General features: G+C 44.9%; 12 protein-coding genes. 5 read left to right on the top strand and 7 right to left on the bottom strand.

What is annotated here, in order from left to right:
• Positions 1–10: 10 nt before the first annotated feature.
• A complete protein-coding gene (locus tag RIC07_RS37450) occupies positions 11–877 on the bottom strand; it encodes an Npun_R2479 family HD domain-containing metalloprotein (RefSeq protein WP_446379869.1) in 867 nt (288 codons plus the stop codon).
• 330 nt (positions 878–1,207) lie between these two features.
• Here RIC07_RS37450 and RIC07_RS37445 point away from each other — a divergent pair, with 330 nt between their 5' ends.
• From RIC07_RS37445 to RIC07_RS37430, 4 genes are all read left to right on the top strand, one after another.
• Positions 1,208–3,043, top strand: coding sequence for an AAA-like domain-containing protein (locus RIC07_RS37445; protein WP_446398938.1), 1,836 nt, complete (start codon positions 1,208–1,210; stop codon positions 3,041–3,043).
• A 59-nt stretch (positions 3,044–3,102) separates the two neighbouring features.
• The gene (locus tag RIC07_RS37440; RefSeq protein ID WP_446368646.1) at positions 3,103–3,402 is read left to right on the top strand and encodes a hypothetical protein; all 300 of its coding nucleotides are present in this window, start codon (positions 3,103–3,105) and stop codon (positions 3,400–3,402) included.
• A gap of 5 nt (positions 3,403–3,407) precedes the next feature.
• A complete protein-coding gene (locus RIC07_RS37435) occupies positions 3,408–3,833 on the top strand; it encodes a type II toxin-antitoxin system VapC family toxin (RefSeq protein WP_446398937.1) in 426 nt (141 codons plus the stop codon).
• 107 nt (positions 3,834–3,940) lie between these two features.
• Positions 3,941–4,432, top strand: a complete 492-nt coding sequence (locus tag RIC07_RS37430) for a DUF29 domain-containing protein (RefSeq protein ID WP_446398936.1) — start codon at positions 3,941–3,943, stop codon at positions 4,430–4,432.
• On the opposite strand, the gene RIC07_RS37425 is transcribed toward RIC07_RS37430, so the two are convergent.
• From RIC07_RS37425 to RIC07_RS37415, 3 genes are read right to left on the bottom strand one after another with little or no spacing between them, the layout of a single operon-like run.
• Positions 4,385–4,594 (bottom strand): DUF4365 domain-containing protein, encoded by a 210-nt coding sequence (locus tag RIC07_RS37425; RefSeq protein WP_446398935.1) that lies wholly within the window; start codon positions 4,592–4,594, stop codon positions 4,385–4,387. The two genes, RIC07_RS37430 and RIC07_RS37425, sit on opposite strands and share 48 nt — an antisense overlap.
• Before the next feature lie 21 nt (positions 4,595–4,615).
• The gene (locus RIC07_RS37420; RefSeq protein WP_446398934.1) at positions 4,616–4,954 is read right to left on the bottom strand and encodes an element excision factor XisI family protein; all 339 of its coding nucleotides are present in this window, start codon (positions 4,952–4,954) and stop codon (positions 4,616–4,618) included.
• On the bottom strand, positions 4,942–5,361 hold the full coding sequence (locus tag RIC07_RS37415) for a XisH family protein (RefSeq protein WP_446398933.1): 420 nt from the start codon (positions 5,359–5,361) through the stop codon (positions 4,942–4,944). The genes RIC07_RS37420 and RIC07_RS37415 overlap by 13 nt, the downstream gene beginning before the upstream one ends.
• 208 nt (positions 5,362–5,569) lie before the next feature.
• Here RIC07_RS37415 and RIC07_RS37410 point away from each other — a divergent pair, with 208 nt between their 5' ends.
• Positions 5,570–9,025 (top strand): GAF domain-containing protein, encoded by a 3,456-nt coding sequence (locus tag RIC07_RS37410; protein WP_446398932.1) that lies wholly within the window; start codon positions 5,570–5,572, stop codon positions 9,023–9,025.
• Positions 9,026–9,109: 84 nt separating this feature from the next.
• Here the strand turns inward: RIC07_RS37410 and RIC07_RS37405 are convergent, their stop codons facing one another.
• The 3 genes from RIC07_RS37405 to modB form a co-directional block, all read right to left on the bottom strand.
• The gene (locus RIC07_RS37405; protein WP_446379853.1) at positions 9,110–9,328 is read right to left on the bottom strand and encodes a Nif11-like leader peptide family natural product precursor; all 219 of its coding nucleotides are present in this window, start codon (positions 9,326–9,328) and stop codon (positions 9,110–9,112) included.
• A gap of 322 nt (positions 9,329–9,650) precedes the next feature.
• Positions 9,651–9,842, bottom strand: coding sequence for a hypothetical protein (locus tag RIC07_RS37400; RefSeq protein ID WP_446398931.1), 192 nt, complete (start codon positions 9,840–9,842; stop codon positions 9,651–9,653).
• Between the two features lie 309 nt (positions 9,843–10,151).
• Positions 10,152–12,023, bottom strand: coding sequence for a molybdate ABC transporter permease subunit (gene modB, locus RIC07_RS37395; protein WP_446398930.1), 1,872 nt, complete (start codon positions 12,021–12,023; stop codon positions 10,152–10,154).
• Positions 12,024–12,842: the final 819 nt, after the last annotated feature.

Here is a 12,842-nt window from a genome sequence, read left to right as displayed (position 1 = left end):
GCCGAATAGTTTAAACAAACATGGCAACCTTCTTTGGGCTTACCCTATTTTCCTGTTCAACCTGTAAGACATTACCATACAGATTGGCAATAATCTGTTGACCCATTCGGGTTACCTCTAAATAACGCAAAGCAGGTTGGATGTACTGTAACACAATTGTCCAGAAAAAATTGGGGTAGTTTTGCCGCAGTTCACCCGGATTGTGATAGCCTAAAATCTTATTCGCGCCACTTTCTTCAAACTCACCAAACAAGGCGGGAATCTTTTGTAAGTAACGTGGATCACTAAGCTGACCAATTAAATCAGCCGCACGAGTCAAACCCGGGTAATTAATCGTATCTTGATGGGCGTTATCAGCAGGTACTGGGAAACGGGTTAACTCAATATTGCGTTTTACGATGGCACAATCAATGAAGGGATGAGCGCCGAAATACTCGTCCACAAACCGCTTTCCTCGGTCAACATGATAGGATGTCAAACTCGCATCAGTTGCCCCCTGGGGCAGGGATATCATCATATCATCAAGACCAATCACGTACAATCCTTGATCAGGTTGGTCATTTCGGCAAATGCCCTTAATATAGCCGATGTCATGGCATAACCAAGACACGATTGACGTGAGCCAATCTTGACGGGAAACGTTTCCTTCTAGGATATGTTTCCCTCGAAGGATTTCTTGTCCGACTAAGCTCACCAAAATAGTATGTTCAACATTGTGGTATAGAGCATCACTCTGGGTAATCTGTTCTAGAGCCACTTGCGCCACTCCAGCGATGACCTCAACATCATCGGGTTGAGAATTTCCGTAAGTCTGGCGGTAGCCTGCTTTCAGGCGTTCAACACAATCGCGAACGAGCACCCCTGTTAAATTAAACATTGTTCTTCCCCTGTCATACTATCTAAATTTATAACCGAGTCGGGTATTTCAGCCCGGTTGGGCGGCTTTACCCTGGTAGATTCACAGATCAATCGGTGGGGAACACCTATTTATTAGTTTCGTTGATAATTCGGGTGATGTAAACCATAAAACCTCACAAAAATGAAATCATTGTTGGGTGGGAGGAAAAATTTAGATATATTTTATTTTGTAATTAACGAAAAACCTCATGAAACCTCAGGATTATCAAATCCAACTTGACGACTAGGTTAAAAAACTCATGAATTATCAGGTAGAATTCCCCATGTTACATTCAGAAAAAAAGAGGGTATGGATTATAAAGAAGCCTTGAATTTCATTGATCGCTTGACCTATCTGAAGACGGGAAAGCACCTGAATGACCTAGAACGTCAGGTATTTGTTGGCTCATGGGAAGGACACTCCTATAAGGAGATTTATCCGCAAAATCCGGACTATGTGGAAAAATATGTGGGCTATAAGTTATGGCAAAAGCTTTCCCAGGTATTAGGGGAAAAAGTGAGCAAAAAAAAGATTCACGGTGCGATCGCGCGAGCCAAGACGCAGCAGCCGCAAGTGTTTCTCAGTTACCGTAATCAAGAGCCTGACGGGAGTTTAGCGATTCAGTTAGAGGAGGCGATCGCACAAGCAGGATATCCAGTCTTTAGAACAGGGGTAGGAGAGGGTTCGAGCCATTCCTCTGGTGTAGCCCAGGCTGAATTAGCTCAGATTGATCGCCAACTGGCGCAATGTGATTATTTTATCCTGCTCTTGTCTCCCCAAGCCGCCCTGAGTGAAATGGTGATTGAAGAGTTACGACGGGTTCAGGAGTTACGGGATGAGACTCAAAACGCCAAACCCGTTGTCTTAGCCATTCGGGTGAATTGTCCTCCCCGTACCCCCCTAAACCACGATTTACGCAACTATCTCCAAGGAATTGGCTATCAGGAATGGAACGCTCCCCCTGATACACCAACCGTGGTACAGGCGGTGTTACAACGGTTGTCGGGGAGTGAGGATTGGGAAACTCAAGCCGGGGAAGGGAGCGATGTAGCGGAAGACATCAGAAGCTATCAAACTCCGATCCACCCCTTACCGCCTTTACCCGTGGCTGAACCGGAATTACCCAAAGGTCAAGTTCGGTTAGCTTCCGCATTTTATGTTGAACGAGTTCCCGATGAAGCCCAATGTTATCAAGAAATCCTCAAACCGGGAACCTTGATTCGCATCAAAGCGCCGCGACAGATGGGCAAAACATCGTTAATGGCGAGAATTTTGGATCAAGCCAGAGAACAAGGCTGTCGCACCGTTCCCTTAAGTTTTCAACATGCGGATAAAAGCGTGTTTACCAATCTCAATCAACTCTTACAGTGGTTATGTGCCAAAATTACCCGCAAGCTGCGTTTACCCCATCAAGTTGAGGCATATTGGACGGATACATTTGGCAGTAAAGATAACTGCACCGCTTATTTTGAGGATTTTTTGTTATCGGAAACTGATGCACCGTTAGTCTTGGGATTAGATGAAGTGGATCGGGTATTTCAACATCCAAAAATAACCGATGATTTTTTTGCCCTCTTACGCGCTTGGTATGAAGAAGCTGGGTATGGGGATGGCGACAGTGATTTGTGGGCAAAATTGCGTTTAGTAGTGGTTCATTCAACAGAAGTTTATATTCCCTTGGATATCAATCAATCCCCGTTTAATGTGGGTTTACCGATTGAATTATCGGAGTTTAGTCGAGAACAAGTCACGGATTTAGCTCAACGTCATGGACTCAATTGGCAAACTTATCAGGTTGAGCAATTAATGACGATGGTGGGTGGACATCCTTATTTAGTCCGAGTGGCTCTTTATTATATTGCCAGAGGCGAGTTAACCTTAGAGCAATTGGTAGAGATGGCGCCAACAGAGGCGGGAATTTATGGGGATCACCTACGCCGACATTTATGGAATTTGCAACAGCACCCAGAATTAGCAACAGCATTTGCTCAGGTGCTAGTAGCGCAGGAACCCGTTGAGTTAGAGTCAATGCTGGCGTTTAAATTACACAGTATGGGGTTAGTACAGTTACGAGGAAATGCGATCGCACCCCGCTTTGAATTATATCGCCAGTATTTTCGTGATCGCCTACAAAAAGTATTTTAAGTCCAACGCTATAAATCGCTTACAATTGGGATACACGGTATCATTCTGTACTTATTTCTATGAATCTTCCTGTGCAACTCCAGCAAGACGCCCAAAAGTGGGCAAGTCGGCAAGGAATCTCGTTGGAACAATTCATTTTGCAGGCTGTCGCGGAGAAAGTCACTGCCCTCAATCAGCAAAATACTGAAATAACTGCCCCAGTCTCACCAGCCGTTCACTCATCAACCTCTCAACATCCAAAAGTCTATCGCAAAGAAGGTATCTTAGTTATCGAAACCGAACCAATTGACAATTTTGACATCAACGCCTTCATTGACGAAGTGCGAGAAGAACGTATTCGGGAGCAGATGATTTGGTAAAAGTCTTGTTTGACACTTCGGTTTTAGTGGCTGCACTCGTTGTCAGCCATCCACGACATGGGATCTGCTTCCCTCACCTAAAAGCAGCAGAATCTAGGCAAGTTGAGGGTTTTATTTCGACTCACACTCTAGCAGAAACCTATTCTGTCCTTACACGTCTTCCTATTCAGCCGCGTCTTACTCCCGCGCAAGCCCAAAGCATTACTACAGATATTTCACAACATTTGAATATCATTCCCCTATTCTCCGAGGATTATCTTGCTGCGATTTCTCGCATGGCTACTATCAATCTCCCTGGCGGTGGCATTTTCGATGCTCTAATTGCCCAAGCTGCGCTGAAAGCCAAGGTAGATATTCTCCTGACATTAAATCCCAACCACTTTACTCGTCTAGGAGACGCGATCGCAACTCTTGTACAAGTTCCTCAGTAGGCATGGCGGGTTAGAGGACTTGTAGCGATTCCACCTGGGGAGCCTCGCGATCGCGCCTACATAGAACAGATCTACTATTATAGAGACGTTGAGGTGGGAAAATCGTGATGCCAGTGCCAGAAACGAACCAACAGACAGCAATACCTACACCCAACCTCTACGAAACCGATTTTTATGCTTGGACGCAGGAACAAGCATCGTTACTCCGCCAACAGCAGTGGAGTCAGCTTGATTTGGGCAATCTGATTGAGGAGATTGAATCCTTGGGAAAACAGCAACGCCAGGAATTGCGAAATCGGTTGACGGTGCTGATTGGACATTTGTTGAAATGGGAGTACCAACCGCAACGCCGGAGTCGAAGTTGGCTGGCGACGATTCGCGTACAGCGCCGTGATACGTTAGAGCTGCTCAAAGACAACCCAAGTCTAAAGCCTTACCTTGAGGATGCGCTTGTTTTAGCCTACGAGAACGGTAGAGATCTGGCAATGGGAGAAACCGACTTGCCAGAACAAACCTTTTCCCAGACGTGTCCCTACAGTTTAGCGGAAATTTTAGAGGATAGCTTTTATCCGGGTGAACCGAGTGAGTTGGATTCCTAAAAGCCGACCTGTAGCTTCTTCATTTTCAATTAATTCGGCATGAGCATCTACTCCATAATCATTTTCTTGCTGTTCTCGGAAGGCATAATCAATTTTTTCAAACGCCGACATGGCAATAGCAATTCCCTGGCGTTCGATTCGGTTTGATTTCTTAGCTTTCAATATTGCCTCCTAAATTAGCTTTTACCCAATCGCAAATTCGGTATGTTTTCGTTGTTCGAGTGACCTAAAACCTAAAACAATATGCTCTTTAGGAACACCAGCCGCCACTAACTCCACTGCAATTCCCTCTTCTGTGCCATCATGCTGAATCCAGACTTTACTGTCAATCAGATCAATGTGCAAAACCGTTCCGTAGATGCGATAACCGTTTTGCCAGCCTGCTTCGACCAACAGATAGCGATCGCGTTCTCGATCAAACACCAGTTCAACTTGAACCTGATCATCGCTATCCAGAAATTTAGCATAGTCCTGGAGAACTTTTTCAACGACTTCACGATAGTGAGATTTCAATGAATCCATCGGATAATCACCTCTTCTGTGGGATCAAAGGTCACTAAACGAATAATGTCATCTTCAATCAAAGTCTGACCTGCTTCTTCTTCAAAAACACTTTTGCGGGTGTCTTCACTCACCGCTAAATATAAGGTATGCTCCGGGTAATAACGTTTCAACAAACGAGCGTACAGAACGAATTGACCAACGGCTTCTTCTAAATCCTTCATGTCTGAAGGGCGCGTGAAACTTTTGACCTCAATTGCTATTTTTTCAGTTCCCCGTTCTGCGGCTAGTAACCGTTGGGCACCCAAGTCAACAAATAGGTTTTTGCCACGAGATAAACGGATTCGCAATGGATCGTGGGTAATAGTCCAGCCATCTTTAATTAGAGCATTTTTGACTGTGTTGTGATAGATATCTCTGGCAGGCATAGTATCGTTATTATATCGTGCCTACTACTGAACATTAAAAGGGTTTTCCTGATCCCCCTTGATCACCGTTGGGTTTCAGCGCGTCAACCCAACCTACCTCATATCTGGGAAAATTTGGCACAGTGGTAGAGATGTACCTGTACCCTTAATCTGAGAACCGCAACTCGAATCCGTCATTTGGTGTATTCTACCTCCTCTTGCAATCCCCATGAGTAAAGCGCAACCTATCACCTCGCCCTACAAAGTTGGGGGTCATCTCCCCCTCTACGCCCCTAGCTACGTGGTGCGACAGGCTGACACGGAACTTTATCAGGGGTTAAAGGCGGGGGAGTTTTGTTATGTTCTCAATTCCCGCCAGATGGGTAAAACTAGCTTACGGGTGCGGGTGATGCATAAGCTGCAAGGGGAGGGATTTGCTTGTGTGGCGATTGATTTGACTAAAATCGGTTCCCAGGATATCACAGCCGATCAGTGGTATGCGGGGATGATGAGACGATTAGTCACGAGTTTTCCGGCGCTGCGGGGGTTTAACTTAAGGGGATGGTTGCGCGATCGCGAATATCTACCCCCTATCCAACGCTTGAGTGAGTTTATCGAACAAGTGCTGCTGGAGTCTATCCCCCAAAGGGTGGTAATTTTTATTGATGAAATTGATAGTATCCTCAGTTTAAACTTTCGCACGGATGATTTTTTTGCGGTACTGCGGGCTTGTAATGAATATGATCGCCTCACATTTGCTTTGTTTGGTGTAGCCACTCCTTCAGATTTAATTCAAGATAAAAAACGTACCCCCTTTAACCTGGGTCATGGGATTGAATTGCAGGGGTTTCAATTAGCGGAAGCTCAACCCTTAGCCGCTGGATTAGCTGATAAATATAACCAAGCCAAAACTATCTTAGCGGCTATTTTAAACTGGACAGGCGGACAACCGTTTCTCACCCAAAAACTTTGTCATTTAATTATCAATAGCGACTCCTCCCCGACTCCCGGAAAAGAAGATGAATGGGTGGCGCAAATAGTCCAGCAGCGCATCCTGGAAAACTGGGAAGCCACCGATGAACCGCCCCATCTGAAAACCATTCGCGATCGCCTCTTCCGAATTGGACAGCGAAATCGCGGACTCTTGGGGCTTTATCAGCAAATTTTACAACAAGGGGAGCTTCACGCCTCCGATAGTTCTGAACAACGGGAATTGTGTTTATCTGGGGTGGCGATTAAGCAGGAGGGAAAACTGAGAGTCTGTAATCGCATTTATGCCGCCATTTTTAATTCCAATTGGGTAAATAAAGCCTTAGCGAATTTGCAGGCTAGCTTTGAGCAAATTGTTACCCAACAAGAGCAAAAACTACTGTCTATGTTGAGTTTTATGGAGGGGAAGGATTTTGCCGATATTCTCTATGAAATTTTAGGCTCGATTACCTTAAAAATGGGAGAAGCCTTAAGCGTGGATCGGACGACGATTCTCTTTATTGATGATGAGCAAAATCAGATTTGGTCGATTATTGCCCGGAATGAAGGAAAAACCTTTCCCGATATTCAAATTCTCACTAATAAAGAAACAGAAGCCCGCCTGACTAACTTTAAAAAATTTAGTGACATTCCTTTTAACTTCCGCCAGGAGAACCCAGAAACCATTCCCAATGAACTCAATCAAACCAACGGCTATGCCATTTATAATGAATTAGTCTATCCCATCGCCAATCAACAGCAGAATTTGATTGCTGTGATTCAACTGATCAATAAACTGAAACGGTTTAACAATCCCCAAGCCCCCCTATCGGAACGCATTGATCAACAGGGGTTTACCCTCACCGATCAAAGCCAGTTAGATGAATATGCGCCAACTATTTTACGCATTTTAGAGCGATGCCAATACTGTTATAAATTAACCCAACGGTTACAAGCTGCTGAAGCCCTAACCGAAGCCACTCATTCCCTGTCTCATAGCAGTTTAAACTCCGAAGAAATCCTGGGACGAGTGATGGATGCGGCGAAAAAATTGATGAATGCCGATCGCAGTACCCTCTGGTTATTAGATGCAGATAAGCAGGAGTTGTGGACAAAGATTCCCTTTGAAGATGGTTCGGTGAGAGAAATACGAGTTCAAGTCGGTCAAGGGTTTGCCGGGAAAGTTGCCCAAACGCAGGAACCGTTAAATATTCCCTTTGATTTGTACGATCATCCTGATTCAACCACAGCCCAGGAAACGGATCAAAAAACAGGCTATCGCACCTGTAGTTTACTCTGTATGCCTGTCTTTAGTCCCGATGGGGAGTTACTCGGTGTAACTCAGTTAGTCAATAAACGAAAACCGGGGCAATTTCCCGATTATAACCCCGCCGATTGGCCCCAAGCACCGGAATGTTTTCAGGCAAGTTTTGACACCAATAGTCAAAAATATATGCAGATTTTCAACTCCCAAGCCGGGGTAGCGCTGCAAAATGCTCAAAAGTTTGAGCGGATTAAGCAAAAAGCCGAGAGTCAACAGCAAAATGTGGTTAGTCAAACCCTGGCGATGCTGAATGCGGTGATGGATAATCAGGGGTTTGATGATATTCTAGATGGTACGTTACGTTCGATTACGTTAAAGACAGGGAAATCCTTATGTGCCGATCGCACGACTATCTTCTTACTCGACGAAGAAAAGAAAGAATTTTGGTCAATTGTTGCTGAAGATGAAGGGAGTGGTTCCCTGGAAATTCGCATGAGTGCAGATAAAGGAATTGTCGGGGAAGTGGCGCGGTTACAGCAAACCATTAACATTTCTTTTGACTTCTATGATGATCCGCGATCGCAGATGGCAAAGGAACAGGATAAAAAAACCGGTTATCGTACTTATACCATGCTGGCTATTCCCCTTTTAAATGACCACGGGGAGTTAGTCGCCGTTGTTCAGTTACTCAACAAATTAAAGCAAGTGGCTAATCCCAGGGCGGCTTTATCTGAACGCATTGATAAACAGGGATTTACTCGGACAGATGAAGAACGATTTGCCGAAAATGCGCCCTTGATTCAAATGATTCTGGAAAGCTTCCGTTCCTATCATAAAACAGCCCGGGGACAACGAGTCGCCGCCGCACTTATGGCTGCATCCCGTTGTGTCCAAGGTTCTCTAGAGATGGAAGATATTTTACAACGGGTAATGACAGCAGCTAAACAATTATTGCACGCCGATCGCAGCACATTATGGTTAGTTAACCGCCCAGCCGGGGAATTGTGGACAAAAATTCGTTTTGAAGATAGTGAACTTAGAGAACTGCGTGTACCGATTGGACAAGGGTATGCGGGTCAAGTTGCGATGACGGGGGAACCGTTGAATATTCCCTTTGATTTGTACGATCATCTTAACTCGGAAACGGCAAAGAAAACCGATCAAAAGACAGGGTATCGCACCTGTAGTTTACTCTGTATGCCTGTTTTTAGTCCCGATGGGGATTTGCTGGGGGTGACGCAATTGGTGAATAAGCGTAAACCGGGCGAGTTTTGGGAATTTGAGAATAATGGGTTCTCCCAAGCCGCCCCGGAGTATTTCCAAATCAGTTTTGATGAAAGTGATCAGAAATATATGCAAATCTTCAATAATCAAGTTGGCGTTATTCTGCAAAATGCTGAACTTTTAGCCGCACTCAAGCGACAGGAAGAAAGTTTACGAGTTAAGCCCTGACACCCGCCCGAAGTTTAAACTCCGGGCTTATAGCTCAAATCCACGCTTAGTTGGAGAATTCTGTCCACAAATGACATAAACAACCTACCACCAAATCAAGCGTCTGGGTGGAAAGCCTGACTCTTCCCAGGAGTCCCCCGCTTCTTTCAAAACAGCATCCAGTTCTGCGACGGTAAACTCGTAACCATCAGTAGCCGCCAGTTCCACAAACTCTTCCTTAGTTTTGAGGGCGTCATATTTAGCTCGCAATTTTTTATCTTTTCCGCCTGCTTCGAGTAAATTGATCACATTGTCTTGAGACATCGTTGCTGACCTCCATTAGAAACCTGGGTAATACCAATTCTGTAAGACATTACACTTGCTCTACCCCACCATTGACACCACCTCACCTGACTAAGGGAAGGTTAGGAGGCGTGACTATTCTGCCAAAGAAATAGGATGAGATAGCTCAACTGATGAATAGTATCTCAGCCTCTGCTGTCATTTTTTGTATTTGAGATATCTTTTTGAAACTATCTTTTCCTGAGAAACATTGCAATTTATTGCTATAAATGTAAAAATATTTACAATAAATTACATTGAGATAAGCTAAGGCAGATAAGCTGCTCAAAAAATAACCTAACAACTACTCAGGCTGAATCACTTCAAAGTCAGATTCATCCAGAGACAACATCAGAGGAACGTCATTCGGATTCATTAAATTTTGTTCTAAGCGGACTATCCAACGTCCTGATTCTTCACGACCTTGGATAATCCCCTGAATACCCGCAGCATATTCAGGGCGGATAACCCGAATTAAGGTTCCTACCTTGACCATTAGCCCAATAGTATCTGCTTTCCGTTATGAAAGACCTACTCAAAGCTGATCAACCGTAGTCAGACCTAACCTTGATGCTTACTTCCTGTTTCACTCTGGCAGTGACGGCACTTAACCAGTCCACAGGCTAACACCACCTAACTGGCGGCTATCTCCAAATTAATGGAAGCATTGAAGTCCCCTTCCCTAAACATGAGGGACGTTCTGTTATTTTAACCCAATTTTAACCTTTTCTTATACATAAGAATACATTGGCTGACAGGTCTGTAGATCCCGGTTTTTGTCAAGGTTTCCGGACATAATAGTCAGTCATTGTTCCATCAAAATTAGTCGCAACGGGTCTAAACGAATGTACCAGGGAAAGGGGCGGTCTTTGAGATTCGCCCATTTTTCCTTATAAACCTCAACTTGTAGGTGGTAGTCTTGGGCGTGAGCCGGAGGCTGATGCAGTCTAATATATAGTGTTGTCCGGTGTTGCGTCTCACTGGTCATCACCAGCCAGCAGGGAAAGGTATTCTCTCCATCGGGATGATGGGGAAAGGTGAAGTGGTGGGCGCGAATTCCCACATACGTTAATTTGTTAGGAATTGGTTCAACCACCTGAAGCGCACAACCCCAGTCTTGCGCCTCAATTGTTTGGGGTTCAATCATCCGGGCGGTGGAAAAGTTTTTACATTCAGTAACCTGGGCAACTTCAAAGCTAGGAGGACGTTCAAAAATAGTCTCTTTGGTATCATTAGCAATCACTTTTCCCTGGGAAAGAATCAACAAATTCTGGCAGCTTCGATAAGCTTCTTCTAGCTTATGAGTGACAAATAGCGTCACGCCTTCATACGTGGAAAGCGTTTCACTCAACAGCCTTTCAATCCGGCTGCGTAAATACGTATCCAAGGCGGAAAGGGGTTCATCCAAGAGTAAAGCTTCTGGATGAATTGCCAAAGCCCTAGCTAAAGCAACTCGCTGTTGCTGTCCGCCGGAAATTTGCTCAGGGTAGCGGTTTTCTAAGCCTTGTAACTGCATCATCTCCATATATTTGGCAATGCGCTGTCTGCGTTCCAGTTTAGGCAAATCTTGCAGACCAAAGGCGATATTTTGGGCAATGGTTAAATGGGGAAATAGGGCATAATTTTGAAACACAAAACCAATCCGGCGTTGGCGACTAGGAATATTAATCCCCCGTTGCGAATCAAATAGAACTCGCCCATTGAGAACAATTCGCCCCTGATTAGGTGAGTCTAATCCCGCAATGCAGCGCAGCGTCATGCTTTTACCCGAACCGGATGTGCCTAAGAGTCCTAAAGGTTGCCCATTGGCTTCTAATTGCGCTTCTAAGGTAAATCCAGGTAAGTGTTTTTTCAGGTTAACAAAAAGTCCTTTATTACCATACTTAACCCCCTTTGCTAAGGGAGAATGGCGATAACTCCGAGGGTTTTTCGTGGCATGATTAAAGAATGGTATTACATTTGCCACGTAATCCGTTGTGATTGATAACCAATGCGCGATCGCGTGCCACTTGGCGGAGTGCTGTGTTCCTGACCAGTAGTTGATCGTGGCAATTACTCCGAGTGCGATCGCGACCATCACCAGCACCCAGTTTAAAGCCTCTCCCATCTTACCCGCTTCTGCGGCAAAGAAGATCGCGATCGGCATAGTTTGAGTTTTGCCAGGAATACTACCTGCTAACATTAATGTGGCACCAAATTCTCCTAAAGCCCTGGCAAAGGCTAAAATGGTTCCTGAAACTACACCAGGTAATGCCAAAGGTAATAGAATCTGCCAAAAAATTCGCCATTCTGATGCCCCTAATGTCTGAGCGCAATGAATCAAATCCTTGTCAATTTGTTCAAAAGCACTCAGTACCGTTTTATACATCAAAGGAAACGCCACAACTGTAGCCGCGATTACCGTTGCTGACCAGGAAAATATTATAGTAATTCCCAGGTGCTTTAACAATTGTCCCACGGGACTATTTCTGCCCAAAAAGAGTAGTAGCAGAAAACCGATAACCGTTGGTGGTAGTACCAACGGCAGAGTAAAAAACCCATCAATTAATCCTTTGGCTTTACCGCGATAGCCATACATCCATCGGGCGGCGGCAATTCCCACTAAGAAAGCGAAGATTGTAGCGACAAATGCAGTTTTTAGCGAAATCCACAGCGGAGATAAATCTGAATAGGGCATTCTATTCGTCCAGTAATCGAATTATGGCGAGAAGGTTGGGGGATGGTTCGATTGATAATATCTCAGCTTTTCTTAGGGTTTTCTGTAGTTTAACTATCTTTTTTCTATATTAGGTTTGTAGTAGGGAACCTTAGCCGATAAACCTAAGCTATAAACTCGCCTCGATTAAACGGTGAAATGGCAGGATTATTTTTTTAACGCAGAGGTACGCAGAGGTAAGCGCAGAGGTACGCAGAGGGAGTTGGCGGTTGGGGAAGGACATTTACAACAGTAGGGGCGCAAGGCTTGCGCCCAAGGCATAGTATCTCATTCGATCAGGAAACTCTATATTTGAAACTGTTAATTGCCAGCCAAGCTAAAACCATAGTCTTCAAACATCGCCAAATTCTGGTGGCGCGACCGGGTTAAAATAGGACTTTGTTTGTAGTAAGCGCTTTAGTGCTTTAACGCCTAGCTGGAGTTGGCTCAAGCCCTCACTACGAACCAAATCTATTTCACCAAATTAGCTGGGTCACGCCGCCATCGTGCGTTAGTGTTCGCGAAGCGTTCCCGTTCGCGCAGCGTTCCCGTTCGCGCAGCGTTCCCGTTCGCGCAGCGTTCCCGTTCGCGCAGCGTTCCCGAAGGGTAGGGTAGGGTAGGGTAGGGTAGCGTAGCGTAACGCACCATTAAGTAGGTTGATGGAAATAAACTCAACCATGTTAAGTTATGTTAACAAGCCTCAAACCCTTACAAATGACGAATGACGAATGACGAATGACGATCCCCACCGTTAACTTTAATTGTCCCCACCTACTTACTCAGTTGAAACTGTTAATTGCT

Source organism: Coleofasciculus sp. E1-EBD-02 (assembly GCF_040218245.1).
In the GTDB taxonomy this organism is placed as follows: Bacteria; Cyanobacteriota; Cyanobacteriia; order Cyanobacteriales; family Coleofasciculaceae; genus Coleofasciculus.
This window is presented reverse-complemented; position numbering and strand designations above follow the sequence as displayed.